Origin of the sequence: Nonomuraea sp. NPDC049486, from assembly GCF_040676925.1 — a bacterium.
Classification (GTDB): Bacteria; Actinomycetota; Actinomycetes; order Streptosporangiales; family Streptosporangiaceae; genus Nonomuraea; species Nonomuraea ferruginea.
This window is the reverse complement of record NZ_JBFAPV010000002.1, coordinates 1-15,695: the sequence shown is the minus strand read 5'-3', so window position 1 is coordinate 15,695 and position 15,695 is coordinate 1. Positions and strand designations below refer to the sequence as shown.

Sequence of the window (15,695 nt, the reverse complement as noted above, 5' to 3'; positions counted from 1 at the left end):
GCGGGTGCGCCCGGCCGAGCACACCGAACCTGCCACCGAGGCGGGCGGGGACCCGCCGCCGCGGCGCGGCCGGCAGGTCACGCTCGCCGCGGGGCTGCTGGTGGCGCTCGGGCTGTTAGTCCTCGTGGGCCTCGCCGGCGTGGCGCTGGGCGCGCGGGCGATGCCGCTGACGGCCGCCTTCGACGCGTTCCTCGCCCCCGACGGCTCCAGCGACCACACGGTCATCAGGGAGCTCCGGGTGCCGCGCACGCTGCTCGGCATCGGCGTCGGCGCGGCGCTCGGGCTGGCCGGGGCGCTCATGCAGAGCCTGACCCGCAACCCGCTGGCCGACCCGGGCATCCTCGGCATCAACGAGGGCGCCGCGCTGGGGGTCACGCTCGCGCTCGGGCTGTTCGGGCTCACGGACCCGACCGTCTACGTGTGGTTCGCGTTCGCGGGCGCCGCCGGGGCCTCGCTGGTGGTCTACTCGCTCGGCGCGGCGGGCCGCACCGGAGGAGGTCCGGTACGGCTCGCGCTGGCGGGCATCGCGGTGGGCATGGTCTTCACCGCCATGTCGTCGGCCATCCTGCGCATCGACTCCCAGACCTATGACCGGATGCGGTTCTGGCTGACCGGCTCGCTGGCGGGGCAGACGGCCGACACGGCGCTGCGGCTGGCGCCTTTCCTGGTGGCCGGGCTGGCGCTGGGGCTGTGCCTGGGCAGGCCGCTCAACATGCTGTCGCTGGGCGACGACGCGGGCCGCGCCCTGGGCGTGGCGGTCGGCCGCACCCGGGCGCTGACGGCGGTGGCGGTGACGCTGCTGTGCGGGGCGGCGACGGCGGCGGCCGGGCCGCTGTGGTTCATCGGGCTGGCGGTGCCGCACGCGGTGCGCGCCGTCGTGGGCCAGGACCAGCGGTGGGTGCTGCCGTACTCGGCGGTGGTGGCGCCGGTGCTGCTGCTCGGCGCCGACATCGTGGGGCGGCTGATCGCCCGGCCGGGCGAGGTGCAGGTCGGCATCATGTGCGCGGCGATCGGCGCGCCGATCTTCATCCTGTTGGCCCGGCGCAGGAGGCTCGCCGCACTATGAACGTCCGCCTGGGCCCCTGGTCGATGCGGCTGGCCCCGCGTTCCCTGGCCGTCACCGCGCTGCTGCTGCTCATCGCGTGCGCGGTGGCGGTGGCGGCGATCTCGACGGGCGAGTTCACCGTGCCGGTGCCGGACATCCTGGCGGCGCTCGCGGGTGAGGGCACGCCGGTCGCCGAGCTGATCGTGAACAAGCTGCGCGCTCCCCGGGTGGCCACCGGGCTGCTGGTGGGGGCCGCGTTCGGGCTCAGCGGCGCCATCTTCCAGAGCCTCACCAGGAACGCGCTCGGCAGCCCCGACTTCATCGGCTTCACCGCCGGCGCCTCGACCGGCGGCATCCTGGCCGTGGTCGCGGGCGGCTCGGCCGCGGTCATCGCCGGCGGCGCGCTGACCGGATGCGTGATCACCGCCGTGCTGGTCTACGCGCTGTCGTACCGGCGCGGCGTGCAGGGCTACCGGCTCGTCCTGGTCGGCATCGGGGCGAACGCGCTGCTCCTGGCGGCCAACTCCTACCTGCTGACGCGGTCCAACATCTACGACGCCGCCACCGCCGCCGCCTGGCTGACCGGCAGCCTGAGCGGGCGCGGCTGGGACCACGCGATCCCGGTCGCCGTCGCGCTGGCGCTGCTGCTGCCGCTCTGCGCGTACGTGGCCAGGCCGCTGCGCATGATCGAGATGGGCGACGACGCCGCCCGCGCCATGGGCATCAGGGTCGAGCCGGTGCGCGCGGTCGCGATCGTGGCGGGCGTGCTGCTCTGCGGGGTGGCGACGGCCGCCGCCGGGCCGGTGATGTTCGTCGCGCTGGCCTCGCCGCAGCTCGCCCGCCGGCTGACCCGCTCACCCGGCGTCACGCTCGCCTCCTCGGCGCTCATGGGCGCCGTGCTGCTGACCGCCTCCGACCTGATCGCCCAGCGCCTGCTGGCCCCCGTCCAGCTGCCCGTCGGCGTGGTGACGGCCGCCATCGGCGGCGCGTACCTGGCCTTCCTGCTGCGAAAGGACCGCTACTGATGACCACCCGCCTCTCGGGAACCGACCTCACCCTCGCCTACGACCAGCGGGTCGTGGCCAGTCAGCTGTCCGTGGCCATCCCCGACCGGTCCTTCACCGTGATCATCGGCCCGAACGCGTGCGGCAAGTCCACCCTGCTGCGCGCCCTGGCCCGGATGCTCAAGCCGAAGCAGGGCGCCGTGCACCTCGACGGCAGCGTCATCACCACGCTGCCGTCGAAGGAGGTCGCGCGGCGGCTCGGGCTGCTGCCGCAGAGCTCGATCGTCCCTGACGGGATCACCGTGGCCGACCTGGTGGCGCGCGGCCGCTACCCGCACCAGCGGCTGATGCGGCAGTGGTCGAAGGCCGACGAGGCGGCCGTGACCGAGGCGATGCGGGCCACGGACGTGACCGGGCTGGCCGACCGGATCGTCGACGAGCTGTCGGGCGGGCAGCGGCAGCGGGTGTGGCTGGCCATGGCGCTGGCCCAGGAGACGCCGATCCTGCTGCTGGACGAGCCGACCACGTTCCTCGACATCTCGCACCAGATCGAGGTGCTCGACCTCTGCGCCGACCTGCACGAGGCGGGCCGGACGATGGTGGCCGTGCTGCACGACCTGAACCAGGCCTGCCGCTACGCCACCCACCTCATCGTCATGCGCGAGGGCAGCGTGCTGGCCGAGGGCGACCCCGCCGAGATCGTCACCCCAGAGCTGGTCGAGCAGGTGTTCGAGCTGCGTTGCGAGATCATCCAGGACCCCCAGTCGGGCACCCCGCTGATCGTCCCCGAGTCCCGCCGCAGGGTCACGTCCCCGGCCTGAGGCCCGCGCCTCAGCCCTGCTAGGGCGCGCAGCGGCGGACCGCCAGGACGGCCAGGGCGCGGATCACCTCCAGGAACTCCGGCACCGCCACCTGCTCGCGGGGCGCGTGCGCGAAGCGCACGTCGCCGGGGCCGTAGTGCAGCGTCGGGATCCCGCTGCCCGCGTACAGCCGCAGGTCGCTCCCGTACGGGGCGGCGGCTTCGGGGAGGGTGGCCCCGCCGGTGTCGGCGACCGCCTGCCTGACCTCGCTGAGCAGCGGGTGACCGGCGGGCAGCCGGCCGCTGGCGAACTGGCCGCCGGGCCAGGTCACCGCCGGCGGGTTCTCCCGCAGCCACGGGTGCGCGGCCGACCGCACCGCCTCCTCGAACGCGGCCCGCGCCGCCGCCGGGTCCTCGTCCAGCCGCACGCCCAGCCGGCCCTCGGCGACCAGCAGGTCCGGCACCGTGCTCGCCCAGTCGCCGGCGTGGACGGTGCCGATCTCGATCGGGTACGGCAGCGGGTTGCCGCCGAACACGGCGGGGACGTCCCTGTTCCGCTCGGCCTCCAGGCGCCTGATCGTCTCGAACACCGGCCAGAACACCTCGATGGCGTTGACCCCCTCCAGCCGGGCGGCGCCGTGCGCGGCCCGGCCGGCGATCTCCAGCCGGAACGTGAGCGCGCCCGCGTTGGCGGTGATCACCTGGCCGCTGGTCGGCTCGGTGATCACGGCCGCCTCGGCGGTGTGCCCCCTGGCCAGGGTGCCGAACGCGCCCAGCCCGCCGTCCTCCTCGCTGACGACGCAGTGCACGGCCAGCGGGCGGGTGAGCCTGATCCCGGCCCGCTGGACGGCCCGCACCACGGCCAGGTTGGCGACCAGGCCCGCCTTCATGTCGCAGGCGCCCCTGCCGTGCAGGACGTCGCCGCTGATCCGGGCGGCGAACGGGTCGTTCCCCTCCCATCTGGCCAGGTCTCCGACGGGCACCACGTCCACATGCCCCTGCAGCGCCAGCGCGGGGACGCCGTCGCCGCCCACCACCCCGACGACCCCGTACCCCTCGCTCCTCGGCGCCTCGGTGCCGGGGAACCCGTCGCGCTCGCGCAGGTCGTCGAGGTCGAGCTTCCACACGTCCACGTCCATGCCGGCCTCGGTCAGCAGGCCGGCGAAGTGATGCTGCAGCTCCGACTCGGCGTCGGTGCCGGTGACGCTGGGAACGCCGACGGTCTCGGCCAGCAGGTTCACGGCCTCGGAGTCGTCGATGGCGTCCAGCACCCTGAGTTCCACGTCGCGCATGCGCACACCTTCTCATGACGGCTCATGACGGGAATGCCAGGAAATCCCGTGAACTCGTACCGGCAGTTGTGGCGATACTCAGGCGTGAAGATCGTGGCGAGTCTGGTGGCGTGGGGTGTGACGGGCGCGGCGGCGGTGTGGGCGGCGCTGCGGCTGTCGGGCTTCGAGCCGGACTGGCCGTGGGTGCCCGCGGTGGCGGTCACCCCGCACGTCGCGGCGGCCGCGGGGGCCGGGCTGGTGCTGGCGGCGGCGCTCAGGAAACGGGCGGCGGCCGCGCTGGCCCTGGCCGCCACGGTGGCCCTGGGCTTCGCCGTGGTACCGAGGAGCCTGGCCGACGGCGGCACGGAGCCGGCCGGGGCGCCGCTGCGGGTGCTGGCGGCCAACCTCATGGTCGGCGTGGCCGACACCGGCGAGCTGATGGCGCTGGTGGCCCGGCTCCGGCCCGACGTGCTGGCGTTGCAGGAGCTGACGCCTGACGCCATGGAGCGGCTGGAGGAAGCCGGGTTGCCCGAGACGTTCCCGTACGCCGTGACCCGGCCCAGGCAGGGAGCCGGCGGCTCGGCCCTGTACGCGCGGCATCCGCTGACCCCCGGCGAGGCGATCGAGCACGGCCGCTTCGGCCAGGTCCGCGCGGTGCTCGCGCACCCGGGCGGGGCGCGGGTGGAGCTGGTCTCCGTGCACCCGTGCGCGCCCAAGAGGTACGGTCGCCAGCCCTGCTGGCGGGCCGGGCTGGAGGCGCTCCCCCGCGCCGGCGGCCCGCTGCGGGTCCTGGCCGGCGACTTCAACGCCACGCTCGACCACCTGCCCATGCGCGAGCTCCTCGCGAGCGGCTACCGGGACGCCGCCGACGTCACCGGCCACGGCCTGCGCACCACCTGGCCGCAGGGCGGCTGGGGCCCGCTCCCGGGAGTCGCCATCGACCACGTCCTGGCGGACTCCCGCATCGGCGTCCGCTCCTTCGGCGTGCACACGCTCAAGGGCACCGACCACCACCCGGTCTCCGCCGTTCTCACCCTTCCCTGAAGTCCGCCGTACGGGCGTGGAGTGATCCTTACCCGGCGGAACGTAAACTTGGCACGTGGAAGAGCCGAAGTTCGAGATTCAGATGCTGCACGATCGGGTGATGATCCGGCTGGAGCGCGACACCGAGGAGCGACGCAGCGGATCGGGCATCGTCATCCCGGCGACGGTGAAGATGGCCAACCGGCTCGCCTGGGGCGAGGTCTGCGGCGTGGGCGCCAACGTGCGCTCGGTCCGGGTCGGCGACAAGGTGCTGCTCAATCCTGAAGACCAGTTCGAGGTGGAGCTGCACGCGCAGACCTATCTCGTGATGCGCGAGCGCGACCTGCACGCGGTGGCCACGCAGGAGACCGACCACGGCACGGGTCTCTATCTCTGAGGCCCCCGCCTCAGGAGAGGACGAACTGCCTGGCCACCTGGATGACGTCCACGCCGAACGTGAGCAGGCTGAGGTAGATGATCAGGCCCATGGCGCAGAGCGTCACGAACGCCACGATGATCCGCACGGTCCAGCCCCGCCGCTTGTACCACTCGGTCCAGGCGTGCAGCATCCGCTTGCCGAACTCCAGCAGCCGGTGCGCCCAGTGAAACTCGGTCGCCAGCACCGCCAGGCCGCCGAACACGACCAGCCAGCCGGGCCCGGGGAACGGCACCATGATCAGGCCGCCGACCACCATGACGGTGCCGATCACGCCGATCACGACCTTGAGGGTGAGCGCGCCGGTGCGCGTGGCCCTGACGCCGTCGAGCCAGCCCTTGGGCCCGCGACGGCGAGGAATGCTGGAGTGACGCGCGGCCTCGTCCTTCATGAGGTCGGCGTCCCCCGTCTCGGATTTCTGCGTCGGCACGGTCCCCCCGGACAGTCGGTGTGGTCACCAGGATACGGGTAGGCCCACAGGCACGAGTGGCCAAATGTGGACTACACCCGGAACGTCCGTCAAACCCGCTGAACGGTAAAATCTGGCGCTAAACCAGGATATATCGGGCTTTTCTCAGCTACTGTAGAGCATGCCCGAGGTTATGCTTCGCACTGTTACCGGCCCCGTCCGCGCGGCCGCGGTGACCGGTGCCGTACTCCCCCACGAACACCTCCGCGCCGACATGCGCTGGGCAGTGGGCATCGACTCCGATCCGTACCGCTGGCTGGACGAGGAGCAGGCCGTCATCGCCGAGCTCCGCGCGCTGCGCACCGGCGACGACCCGCTCGGCCTGGTCGTGGAGCTCACCTCCATCGGCATGGGCCGCGACGCGGCCGCCCTGGCCAGGATCGCCGCCGGCAGCCGCGTGCCGGTGGTCGCCGCCACGGGCCTTTCCACCGGGCCGTTCTCCGGCGCCGCCGACGCCGACGCCGACACGCTCACCGGCCTGCTGATGGCCGACATCCTCGACGGGATGGACGACAGCGGCGTGTTCCCCGGCGTGATCGGCGAGGTCGGCTGCTGGGGCGCGCACCCCACCCCGGCCGAGGAGCGCGCCCTGCGGGCCGCCGCCCGCGCCGCGCTCTCCTCCAGGCTGTCGGTGGCCACCTACGGCCAGGACGGCCTGGCCATGCTGGAACTGCTGATGATCGAGGGCCTGCCCGCCTCCCGGGTGTCCGTGGGCTGCTCGGGCGCCGACCCGGCCGCGGCCCGCAAGATCGCCGAGTCCGGCGCGTACGTGAGCCTGGGCTCGATCGGCGTGGGCGCCGAGCGGGCCGCGGCCGTCGCCCTGGACCTCATCCGCGAGGGCCACGCCGGCCGGCTGCTGCTCAGCAGCGGCGTGAGCCGGGTCGCGCAGCTCGGCAAGTACGGCGGCCCCGGCTACGGGCACCTGTCCGCCGCGGTGCTGCCCAGGCTGCGCGAGGCCGGCGTCGAGGCGGAGACGCTGAGCGCGATCACCCACGACAACCCGCTGCGCTGGCTGACGGACGGGTTGACCTCAAGCTGAGTCGAGGTCTCATGCTGACGTCATGAGACTCACCGAATCCGAGCTGGCTTTCCTGTCCACCCAGCGGCTGGGCCGCCTGGCCACGGTCGCGCCCGGCGGCCAGGTGCAGAACAACCCCGTCGGCTTCTTCGTCGACGCCGAGGCCGGCACGATCGACATCGGCGGCCTCGACCTGGCCGCCACCAAGAAGTTCCGCAACGTACGGGCCGGCAGCACGGTCTCGCTGGTGGTGGACGAGCTGGCCTCGGTCAGCCCGTGGATCGTGCGCGGGGTGGAGATCCGCGGCACCGCCGAGGCGCTCACCGGCGTGCGCCCGCCCAGGCCCGGCATGTCCGACGCGGTCATCCGCGTCAAGCCGGCGAAGGTCATCTCCTGGGGCCTGCCAGACTGAGACCGTGATCTGGGTCGTCAGCGGCCCGCCGGGGGCGGGCAAGTCCACGGTGGCCGCCGCGCTGCTCGCCCGCCTGTCGCCGGTGCCCGCCCTGCTCGACAAGGACACGATGTACGGGGGCCTCGTCGCCGAGGTGCTGGCCGGCTACGGCAGGCCTCATGGGGAACGCGAGGGTTCCTGGTACGACGAGCACGTCAAAAGGCACGAGTACGCCGGCATGACCGCGACCGCCCGGCGGATCCGCGAGCACGGCTGCCCGGTCATGCTCGACGGTCCTTTCACCGGCCAGGTGCACGACGCGGCGCGCTGGCGACGCTGGGTGGCGGAGCTGGGCGGCCCGCCGGTGCGGCTGGTGTGGGTGCGCTCCGACGCCTCGACGCTGCGCGAGCGCCTGGAGGCCAGGGGCCTGCCCAGGGACGCGGGCAAGCTGGCGGCGTTCGACGCGTACCTGACGCGGATCAGGGTGGACGAGCCGCCCGCGGTGCCGCACCTGGAGATCGACAACCGGCGCGGCGCGCCCCCGCTGGGGGCGCAGCTCACCGCGGCGGGTATATCGCCGCGAGCACCCCGGGCAGGCGGGCCACCCACCGGGTGAACCGCCCCTCCTCGAACGCGGCGCCCGGCTCGTTGGCGAGCTGCTGCGACAGCAGGCCGGCGATCAGGCTGGAGCCCAGGGCCTGCCCCTCCTCGCCCGCGGCGTCCGGATGCAGTTCGCCGCGCTCGATGGCGGCCGACGTCAGCGCGGTGAAGTGGTCGTGGACGGCCAGGGCCGGGGCGTACGCCCGCTCCGAGGGCTCGAAGCCGGGCACCGGCCGCCAGAACAGCAGCTGGGCCAGCGCCTGGTTGGCCATCACCCACCGCGCGCCGGCCTCCAGCGAGGCGGCCATCGCGGCCAGGCCCGGCTCCGCGCCCGCGGCGCCCCGCAGCACCGCCTCCAGGTAGGCCCGCTGGCCGCGTTCGAAGAGCGCGTCGTAGACGGCGTGCCGGGACGGGAAGTACTTGTACAGCGACGGCGGCCGGATGCCGAGCCGCCTGGCCACGGCCGACAGGCTCAGCCCGGCCACGCCGTCCTCGGCCATCACCTCCAGGGCGATGGCCAGGATCTCCTCCAGCGTCTCCGCCCGCCGGCGGGCCCTCCGATCGGGAATGTCAGCCATGGCATGTAGCTTAGGCTATAGGTAATAGCTAAAGCTATGGAGGAGAGCCATGTCCCGCGAGATCGTACTCACCGGTCTCCGGCAGAACAACCTGCGCGACGTCTCCCTGCGGCTGCCCAAGGAGCGGCTCATCGTGTTCACCGGCGTGTCCGGCTCCGGCAAGTCGTCGGTGGTGTTCGAGACCATCGCGGCCGAGTCGCAGCGCCAGCTCAACGAGACCTACAGCGCGTTCGTCAGGAACCGGCTGCCCAAGCACGAGCGCCCGCGCGCCGGACGGCTGGAGGGGCTGACCGCCGCGGTGGTCGTCGACCAGCGGCCGGTGGGCGGCAACGCCCGCTCCACGGTCGGCACGATGACCGAGATCCACCCCATGCTGCGGGTGCTGTTCTCGCGGCGCGGCGAGCCCTCGGCGGGCCCGGCGACGGCCTACTCGTTCAACGACCCGGCGGGCATGTGCCCGGAGTGCGCCGGCTTGGGGCGGAAGACGGAGGTCGACGTCGGCCGGCTGGTCGACTTCGACCTGTCGCTGGCCCAGGGAGCGCTGCGGCCGTACGCGGTCGGCGGCTACGTGTGGAGCCTCTACGCGAAGTCGGGGCTGTTCGACCCGGCCAAGCCGCTGCGCGACTACACCGAGCGGGAGCTCGGCCTGCTGCTGCACGGGAGCGGGTTCAAGGTGGAGCGCGACGGCCGCGCCCACGACTACGAGGGCGTGATCACCCGGTTCGACCGCGTCCACCTCCACCGCGACGTGGAGTCGCTCGACCAGGCGGCGCGGGAGGTGGTGCGCGAGCGCGCCTGCCCCGCGTGCGGCGGCCGGCGGCTCAACCCGGCGGCGCTGGCCTCCCGCATCGACGGCCGCAACCTGGCCGACCACTGCGCGATGGAGATCACCGACCTGATCGGCGTGCTGGCGGAGACGGCCGACCCGGTCGCCCGCGCGGCGGTGGAGGCGTTGCGCCGCGTCGAGGCCATCGGGCTCGGCTACCTCAGCCTCGACCGGGAGACGCCGACCCTGTCGGGCGGCGAGGCCCAGCGCCTCAAGACCGTGCGCCACCTGGGCAGCGGCCTCACCGGTCTCACGTACGTCTTCGACGAGCCCAGCGCCGGCCTGCATCCGCGCGACGTGCACCTGCTCGGCGGGCTGCTGCTGCAGTTGCGCGACAAGGGCAACACGGTGCTCGTGGTCGAGCACGACCGCGACGTGATCGCGCTCGCCGACCAGGTGGTCGACCTGGGGCCGGGCGCGGGCGCCGACGGCGGGCGGGTGGTCTACCAGGGTCCGGTGGCCGGGCTCGGCGACACGCCGACCGGCCGCGCGCTGCGGCGGGCGCGCGGGCTCAAGGAGCGGGTACGCGAACCGTCCGGGTGGCTGACGATCGGCGGCGCCCGGACCCACAACCTGGCCGACGTGACGGTCCGGGTGCCGCTGGGCGTGCTGACGGCGGTGACCGGCGTGGCCGGGTCGGGCAAGAGCACGCTGATGACCCGCGAGCTGCCGGCCCGCCACCCCGGCACGGTGCTGGTCGACCAGTCGGCCGTGCACGCCTCGCCCCGTTCGACGCTCGCCACCTACCTGGGGGCGATGGACCGGCTGCGCAAGCTGTTCGCGGCCGCGCACGGGGTGCCGGCCAAGCTGTTCAGCGCCAACTCGGCGGGCGCCTGCCCGGAGTGCGGCGGGCGCGGCGAGATCAGGACCGACCTGGCGTTCATGGACCCGGTGACCCGCGTCTGCGACGCCTGCGGCGGCACCCGCTACAACCGCGAGGCCCTGTCGTACCGCCTGGCCGGGCGCGACATCGCCGGCGTGCTGGCGCTGACCGCAGGCGAGGCCGTGCGCGACTACGACCTGCCGGGCCTCGACCGGCTGGGCGAGCTGGGGCTGGGCCATCTGACCCTGGGGCGTTCGCTGGCCACGCTGTCGGGCGGCGAGCGGCAGCGGCTCAAGCTGGCGCACCGGCTGCACGAGTCTGGTCAGGTGTACGTGTTCGACGAGCCGACCAGGGGCCTGCACCCGGCCGACGTCGACCGGCTGCTGGCGCTGCTCGACCGGCTCGTCGACGGCGGCAACGCGGTGATCGTGGTGGAGCACGACCTCGACGTGGTCAAGCACGCCGACTGGGTGATCGACCTGGGGCCGGAGGCGGGACGGCACGGCGGGCGGGTGGTGTTCGAGGGCACCCCGGCGGCGCTGGCCCAAGCCTCCACCCATACCGCGAAATATCTGGCTAAGTCTCTCGATAGTCCTCGTCCCGCGCGTCGATGATCGCCATGTGCCCCGGCAGGTGCCCGATCGCGAACTCCACGCCGCTGGCCATCACCGCCGCCTGCGGCGTCACCCCGCACGCCCAGAACAGCGGCGTCTCCCCCTCCCGCACCTCCACCGGGTCGCCGAAGTCGGGCCTGCCCAGGTCGCCGATGCCGATCACGGCCGGGTCGCCGGTGTGGACCGGCGCGCCGTGCACCATCGGGTAGCGCCCGCTGACCTCGATCGCGGTGGCCACCAGCGCCTCCGGCACCGGCCGCATCGACACCACGAGCGGCCCGGCCAGCGGCCCCGACGGCTCGCACGGCACGTTCGTCCGGTACATCGGCACGTTCACGCCCTGCTCCAGGTGCCGGATCGGCACGCCCGCGGCCAGCAGCGCCCGCTCGAAGGTGAAGCTGCAGCCGAACAGGAACGGCACCAGGTCCGCCCGCCACTCCGCCACCACCTCACCGGTGTCGGCGACGGCGCGTCCGTCCTGGTAGACGCGGTAGCCGGGCAGGTCGGTGCGCAGGTCGCCGGGGAACAGGCGGGTGCGCACCGCGCCGGGCTCGCCCACGTCGAGCAGCGGGCAGGCCCGCGCGTTGCGGTGCGCGAACAGCAGCAGGTCGTAGGCCAGCTCCTGGGGCACGGCGATCAGATTGGCCTGGGTCCAGCCCCTGCACCAGCCCGCCGTCGGCGTGCGCTCCCCGCCGCGGAAGCGCTCGCGCGCCTGCGCGGGGGTCAGGTCAGCGACGTCCACTCCTCGAGCGTACGCCCGAGTCGCCGGATCAGCGCCAGACGCCGAAGGTGTGCGGCCCGAGCCCGTACCCGTCGGGGGTCGGCAGCACGTACCCCTGGCCGATCAGCCGCTCCAGGCTCTCCCGTACCTCCTCGCCGGGCAGGCCGGTGATGTGCACCAGCTCGTCCATACCGACCCAGCCGTGCTCGACGGCCGGGCCCGCTACGGCCTCGTAGACGTGGATGTCGACGTCGGACAGCGCCTGCACGTCGTGTCGCGGATCCATCAGCGTGCCCTCGCTCCCTCGCGCAGCCGGTTCGGGTCGATCTCGCGCTCCGGATAGCGGCGCAGATATTCGGACTCCATCTCGTTCGTCCGTGAGGTGTGACGGGCGAGCGCGTCGTCGGAGCCGTGCAGGAAGGTGTCGGTGCGGGTGGTGTGCAGTTGCCGCAGCTCGCGCAGCAGGTCCTCGTCGCTCAGCTGGGCCGGGTCGATTCCCATCGTCGTCATGGGCTCCCTCTACCCCAGATGGCGCTCGACAATATCTGTCACATTTCCTGACACATAGGCATTGTTTGGGAGATTAGACCGCCTTACCTTCCCGTTATGGACCTCGAGCTCAGGCACCTCAAGATCGTCCGCGCCGTCGCGGACGCCGGAAGTGTCAGCAAGGCCGCTTCCATGCTCGGGTTGGCCCAGCCCGCCCTCACCGCCCAGCTCAAGCGCATCGAGCGGATGCTCGGCGGCGCGCTCTTCGAGCGCGACCGTCACGGCGCCCGCCCCACCCGGCTGGGCGAGCTGGTGCTCGCCCGCGCCCGGGTACTCCTGCCCGCCGCCAAGGAGCTGCAGGAGGAGGCCGTACGGTTCGCGCACGCCCCCACCTCCGGCTACCGGATAGGCGCCACCAACGGCCCGATACTCGGCGGCCTGGTGCACCGCCTGGCCGCGGAACGCCAGGTAACCACCTACACCAGCTGGTCGGCGCACGAGCTGACCACCATGGTCGAGCTGGGCCGGCTCGACTACGTGCTGACCGGGGCGTGCGGCGACAACGGCACCCCGGCGGGCACCCTGGCCTGGGAGACGATCAGCCTCGACCCGGTCTTCACCCTGCTCTCCGTGGACCACCCGCTGGCCGTGGAGAAGGAGGTGGAGCTCGCCGACCTGGCGGACGAGCAGTGGGCGGTCACGCCGGGGGACGGCTGCTTCAACGACTGCTTCGCGATGGCGTGCGCGCGGGCCGGGTTCACGCCGGGCACCATCTACGAGACCGACGTGGCCACCTGCGTGCACCTGGCGCAGGTGGGCCGCGCGGTGGTGCTCTGCCAGGCCACCCACCAGCCCGCCCCCGGCCTGGTGGTGGTGCCGCTGAAGAACGCGCCGCTGCGCTGGCGTCAGCTCCTCGGCCGCCACCCGGCCGCGCCGGACGCCGCGTGGGTGCTCCTCCAGGCCAAGCAGACACACCGGGAAGCGGTACGGCGCAGCCGCGCCTACCACGACTGGCTGGGCCGCAACCCCGGGTTCGGCACCGCGCCATAACACCGTGATAGGGCCGAACTGGTACTCCTCGGTTTCCGGCCGCCCGCGTACGTTGACGGCACCCCCCAGCCACAGCGAGGAGACACCCCATGCTGCGGACCCCAGCGCTGATCGCCATCTCGATCGGCGCCTTAGTCATGACGGCCACCCCCGCCGTCGCCACCCCCACCACCACGACCACCACCACCGCCACGACCACCGCCACGGCCGAGCCCCCCAAGGGCGTGATCGACGCCATCGAGCGCGACCTCGGCATCAGCGAGAGGCAGGCCGTCGCCCGGATGGCCAACGAGGCCCGCGGCAACCAGGCCGCGCCCGCCCTGGCCAAGCAGCTCGGCGACCGCTACGCCGGCGCCTGGTTCGAAGGGCCGGAGAGCAAGCTGGTCGCGGCCAGCGTCAAGCAGTCGGACGCCGCCGCGATCAAGAGCTCCGGCGCCGAGGCCCGCATCGTGACCCGCACGCTGGCCCAGCTCACCGCCGTCAAGGACGGCCTGGACAAGGCCGCGCCGCCCGACACCGTGCACAGCTGGTCGGTCTCACCCGCCGACAACGCGGTCGTCGTGCAGGCCGCCGACCAGGACGCGGCCCTGGCCTGGGCGAAGAGCGCCGGCGTCGACACCGGCGCGGTCAAGTTCGCCGACTCGGCGGACCGGCCGAAACTCCTGTACGACATCCGCGGCGGCGACGCGTACTACATCTCGTCCTCGCGCTGCTCCGTCGGGTTCGCCGCCCGGCGCGGCACCCAGGTCGGCTTCACCACCGCCGGCCACTGCGGCTCCAACGGCCAGTCCACGACCGGCTACAACCGCGTGGCGCAGGGCACCTTCCAGATCTCGTCGTTCCCCGGCAACGACTACGCCTGGGTCGCGACGAACGCCGACTGGACCGCCCCCGGCGTGGTCAACGGCTACTCGGCCGGCATCCTGCCGGTGCGCGGCGCGTCCGTCACCCAGCCCGGCGGCTCCGTGTGCCGCTCCGGCTCCACCACCCAGTGGCACTGCGGCACCGTACAGGCGCTCAACAGCACCGTGAACTACCCGCAGGGCACCGTCTCCGGACTCACCCGCACCTCCGTCTGCGCCGAGCCCGGCGACTCCGGCGGCGCGTTCATCTCCGGCGACCAGGCCCAGGGCATGACCTCCGGCGGCTCCGGCAACTGCAGCATCGGCGGCACCACGTACTTCCAGCCCATCGGCGAGATCATCTCCGTCGGCGGCCTGACCCTGGTGACCAGCGACGGCGGCGGCGACCCCGACCCGCCCACCGGCTGCCAGGGCTACCAGTCGACCCACACCGGCTCGCTGTCGTCCGGCCAGAACGCCTACCAGCCGAACGGCTCCTACTACCAGACGACGACGTCGGGCACCCACGCCGCCTGCCTGGACGCCCCTGACGGCACCGACTTCGACCTCTACCTCCAGAGGTGGAACGGTTTCTCCTGGAGCACCGTGGCCCAGGGCATCACGCCCGGCGCCGACGAGACGGTGACCTACAACGGCAGCGCCGGCTACTACCGCTACCGCGTGCACGCCTACAGCGGCTCCGGCTCGTACACCCTCGGCTTCAACCGCCCGTAACGTACTCCCACCCGGGACGCCACTGGAACGGGCCCTCAACCAGCTCCTCCAGCGGCGTCCCGCCGAACAGCACCCGCAGGGCCCACCGGTCGGCCGCATCCGCGCCAACGGTGCGGCCCTGCCCTGTTGCCGCCCGCCGATCTCCGCGGTCCGTACGGCGCGGCGCAGGTCCGAGGCGTGGACCACGTCCACGTCCTTCCGCCGTCCCCCAGCTCACGCGCCTGTTCCCGGCCGGCGGCGGACAGCTCGCCGGCTCCATCGCGGTGGCGTGGGTCTCGTAGATCAGCTTCACCGGCAAGCGCGCCACCCCGTCCGCTCTCGGAAGAATGATCGTCCTAGTCTCCCCCGAGAGGGCTCGGCGTGGAATGATGTGCGAGGCATCAGGCGGGGCTGGGGGCGCTCACCATGCTTTAACCTTGTCGATGCGCACAACTCAATCCAGGGGCGGTAGCTCAGCCGGTCAGAGCATCGGACTCATAATCCGTGGGTCGTGGGTTCAAGTCCCACCCGCCCTACCCACTTCACCAGGTACGGAGCACCCTATCCCGCTTCCGCGGGCGGGGGAAGCGGCGGTTGGGAGACCGAGGGGAGACCGCCAGTCGCGGACACTCCCTCTGCCACCGCTCTGCGTGGCACCAGAGCCGCGCTGGCCTCCGCGGCCGCGTGCGCTATCTCCGGGAGCACTGATGTGTAGATATCTGAAGTGATCAATTGACTGGAGTGGCGCAGCATCGACGACGTCCACCGCGCTGTGGAAGCCGGGCCAGCCGCGCAGCGGCGGCACCCCGTCGGCGACCGTCGCCTACGACATCCCGTTCGACGGCTGGCTCGGCCAACCGGACGAGCCTGTCAAGACCACCGTCCGGGAGCTGCTGACCGGCACCACCTACACCAGCACGCACAGCTACGACGACGGGCTCGGCCGCACCCGCGAAGCCCAGACCGCCTCCCCTGCCGGCGG

General features: G+C 73.1%; 17 protein-coding genes and 1 tRNA gene. 12 read left to right on the top strand and 6 right to left on the bottom strand.

The features are described from left to right. Positions 1 to 4: 4 nt before the first annotated feature. The 3 genes from AB0K05_RS04955 to AB0K05_RS04945 are packed head-to-tail and all read left to right on the top strand — an operon-like array spanning position 5 to position 2,870. Positions 5 to 1,066, top strand: coding sequence for an iron chelate uptake ABC transporter family permease subunit (locus AB0K05_RS04955; RefSeq protein WP_364226788.1), 1,062 nt, complete (start codon positions 5 to 7; stop codon positions 1,064 to 1,066). Beyond that, entirely contained in the window at positions 1,063 to 2,070 is a 1,008-nt protein-coding gene (locus tag AB0K05_RS04950) for an iron chelate uptake ABC transporter family permease subunit (protein ID WP_271276361.1), read from the top strand. Before AB0K05_RS04955 ends, AB0K05_RS04950 begins: the two co-directional genes overlap by 4 nt. Beyond that, the gene (locus AB0K05_RS04945; protein WP_219544766.1) at positions 2,070 to 2,870 is read left to right on the top strand and encodes an ABC transporter ATP-binding protein; all 801 of its coding nucleotides are present in this window, start codon (positions 2,070 to 2,072) and stop codon (positions 2,868 to 2,870) included. Before AB0K05_RS04950 ends, AB0K05_RS04945 begins: the two co-directional genes overlap by 1 nt. 19 nt (positions 2,871 to 2,889) lie before the next feature. On the opposite strand, the gene AB0K05_RS04940 is transcribed toward AB0K05_RS04945, so the two are convergent. Then, on the bottom strand, positions 2,890 to 4,140 hold the full coding sequence (locus AB0K05_RS04940; RefSeq protein ID WP_271276362.1) for an ArgE/DapE family deacylase: 1,251 nt from the start codon (positions 4,138 to 4,140) through the stop codon (positions 2,890 to 2,892). Positions 4,141 to 4,188: 48 nt separating this feature from the next. Here AB0K05_RS04940 and AB0K05_RS04935 point away from each other — a divergent pair, with 48 nt between their 5' ends. Beyond that, positions 4,189 to 5,163, top strand: coding sequence for an endonuclease/exonuclease/phosphatase family protein (locus AB0K05_RS04935; RefSeq protein WP_364226783.1), 975 nt, complete (start codon positions 4,189 to 4,191; stop codon positions 5,161 to 5,163). Between the two features lie 55 nt (positions 5,164 to 5,218). After that, positions 5,219 to 5,539, top strand: a complete 321-nt coding sequence (locus AB0K05_RS04930; RefSeq protein ID WP_148032935.1) for a co-chaperone GroES — start codon at positions 5,219 to 5,221, stop codon at positions 5,537 to 5,539. Positions 5,540 to 5,549: 10 nt separating this feature from the next. On the opposite strand, the gene AB0K05_RS04925 is transcribed toward AB0K05_RS04930, so the two are convergent. Then, positions 5,550 to 6,008 carry a TIGR02611 family protein gene (locus AB0K05_RS04925; RefSeq protein ID WP_271276364.1) on the bottom strand — a complete coding sequence of 153 codons (459 nt, stop codon included), beginning with the start codon at positions 6,006 to 6,008 and terminating at the stop codon, positions 5,550 to 5,552. Between the two features lie 172 nt (positions 6,009 to 6,180). Between AB0K05_RS04925 and AB0K05_RS04920 the strand changes: the two genes are divergently transcribed. Genes AB0K05_RS04920 through AB0K05_RS04910 form a run of 3 tightly spaced genes read left to right on the top strand, consistent with a single transcriptional unit; the run spans position 6,181 to position 8,072 of the window. Continuing rightward, positions 6,181 to 7,086, top strand: a complete 906-nt coding sequence (locus AB0K05_RS04920; RefSeq protein WP_364226779.1) for an aryldialkylphosphatase — start codon at positions 6,181 to 6,183, stop codon at positions 7,084 to 7,086. 22 nt (positions 7,087 to 7,108) lie between these two features. Continuing rightward, the gene (locus tag AB0K05_RS04915; protein WP_219544771.1) at positions 7,109 to 7,477 is read left to right on the top strand and encodes a PPOX class F420-dependent oxidoreductase; all 369 of its coding nucleotides are present in this window, start codon (positions 7,109 to 7,111) and stop codon (positions 7,475 to 7,477) included. A gap of 4 nt (positions 7,478 to 7,481) precedes the next feature. Next, positions 7,482 to 8,072, top strand: coding sequence for an ATP-binding protein (locus AB0K05_RS04910; RefSeq protein WP_364226775.1), 591 nt, complete (start codon positions 7,482 to 7,484; stop codon positions 8,070 to 8,072). Here the strand turns inward: AB0K05_RS04910 and AB0K05_RS04905 are convergent. After that, positions 8,014 to 8,634 (bottom strand): TetR/AcrR family transcriptional regulator, encoded by a 621-nt coding sequence (locus AB0K05_RS04905; RefSeq protein ID WP_364226772.1) that lies wholly within the window; start codon positions 8,632 to 8,634, stop codon positions 8,014 to 8,016. The genes AB0K05_RS04910 and AB0K05_RS04905 overlap by 59 nt on opposite strands. Positions 8,635 to 8,683: 49 nt before the next feature. Between AB0K05_RS04905 and AB0K05_RS04900 the strand changes: the two genes are divergently transcribed. Further along, positions 8,684 to 10,897 carry an excinuclease ABC subunit UvrA gene (locus AB0K05_RS04900; protein ID WP_271276368.1) on the top strand — a complete coding sequence of 738 codons (2,214 nt, stop codon included), beginning with the start codon at positions 8,684 to 8,686 and terminating at the stop codon, positions 10,895 to 10,897. Here the strand turns inward: AB0K05_RS04900 and AB0K05_RS04895 are convergent. From AB0K05_RS04895 to AB0K05_RS04885, 3 genes are read right to left on the bottom strand one after another with little or no spacing between them, the layout of a single operon-like run. Beyond that, a complete protein-coding gene (locus AB0K05_RS04895; RefSeq protein ID WP_271276369.1) occupies positions 10,860 to 11,639 on the bottom strand; it encodes a putative hydro-lyase in 780 nt (259 codons plus the stop codon). The genes AB0K05_RS04900 and AB0K05_RS04895 overlap by 38 nt on opposite strands. Positions 11,640 to 11,667: 28 nt before the next feature. Further along, positions 11,668 to 11,904 carry a hypothetical protein gene (locus AB0K05_RS04890; protein ID WP_148032942.1) on the bottom strand — a complete coding sequence of 79 codons (237 nt, stop codon included), beginning with the start codon at positions 11,902 to 11,904 and terminating at the stop codon, positions 11,668 to 11,670. Continuing rightward, positions 11,904 to 12,128 (bottom strand): DUF6158 family protein, encoded by a 225-nt coding sequence (locus AB0K05_RS04885; RefSeq protein ID WP_148032943.1) that lies wholly within the window; start codon positions 12,126 to 12,128, stop codon positions 11,904 to 11,906. The genes AB0K05_RS04890 and AB0K05_RS04885 overlap by 1 nt, the downstream gene beginning before the upstream one ends. A gap of 96 nt (positions 12,129 to 12,224) precedes the next feature. Here AB0K05_RS04885 and AB0K05_RS04880 point away from each other — a divergent pair, with 96 nt between their 5' ends. The 3 genes from AB0K05_RS04880 (at position 12,225) to AB0K05_RS04870 (ending at position 15,249) form a co-directional block, all read left to right on the top strand. Continuing rightward, a complete protein-coding gene (locus AB0K05_RS04880) occupies positions 12,225 to 13,157 on the top strand; it encodes a LysR family transcriptional regulator (RefSeq protein ID WP_364226766.1) in 933 nt (310 codons plus the stop codon). A gap of 89 nt (positions 13,158 to 13,246) precedes the next feature. Next, complete coding sequence (locus AB0K05_RS04875) at positions 13,247 to 14,734, top strand: S1 family peptidase (RefSeq protein ID WP_271277248.1); 1,488 nt, start codon at positions 13,247 to 13,249, stop codon at positions 14,732 to 14,734. A gap of 441 nt (positions 14,735 to 15,175) precedes the next feature. Next, positions 15,176 to 15,249, top strand: a tRNA-Ile gene (locus AB0K05_RS04870). Positions 15,250 to 15,695 lie beyond the last annotated feature (446 nt).

Bases quoted from the DNA above. Each gene is read 5' to 3' on its own strand.
- AB0K05_RS04950 (WP_271276361.1), top strand. From the start codon at position 1,063: ATGAACGTCCGCCTGGGCCCCTGGTCGATGCGGCTGGCCCCGCGTTCC.
- AB0K05_RS04900 (WP_271276368.1), top strand. From the start codon at position 8,684: ATGTCCCGCGAGATCGTACTCACCGGTCTCCGGCAGAACAACCTGCGC.
- AB0K05_RS04920 (WP_364226779.1), top strand. From the start codon at position 6,181: ATGCTTCGCACTGTTACCGGCCCCGTCCGCGCGGCCGCGGTGACCGGT.
- AB0K05_RS04905 (WP_364226772.1), bottom strand. From the start codon at position 8,634: ATGGCTGACATTCCCGATCGGAGGGCCCGCCGGCGGGCGGAGACGCTG.
- AB0K05_RS04885 (WP_148032943.1), bottom strand. From the start codon at position 12,128: ATGACGACGATGGGAATCGACCCGGCCCAGCTGAGCGACGAGGACCTG.
- AB0K05_RS04940 (WP_271276362.1), bottom strand. From the start codon at position 4,140: ATGCGCGACGTGGAACTCAGGGTGCTGGACGCCATCGACGACTCCGAG.
- AB0K05_RS04875 (WP_271277248.1), top strand. From the start codon at position 13,247: ATGCTGCGGACCCCAGCGCTGATCGCCATCTCGATCGGCGCCTTAGTC.
- AB0K05_RS04890 (WP_148032942.1), bottom strand. From the start codon at position 11,904: ATGGATCCGCGACACGACGTGCAGGCGCTGTCCGACGTCGACATCCAC.
- AB0K05_RS04945 (WP_219544766.1), top strand. From the start codon at position 2,070: ATGACCACCCGCCTCTCGGGAACCGACCTCACCCTCGCCTACGACCAG.
- AB0K05_RS04915 (WP_219544771.1), top strand. From the start codon at position 7,109: ATGAGACTCACCGAATCCGAGCTGGCTTTCCTGTCCACCCAGCGGCTG.
- AB0K05_RS04880 (WP_364226766.1), top strand. From the start codon at position 12,225: ATGGACCTCGAGCTCAGGCACCTCAAGATCGTCCGCGCCGTCGCGGAC.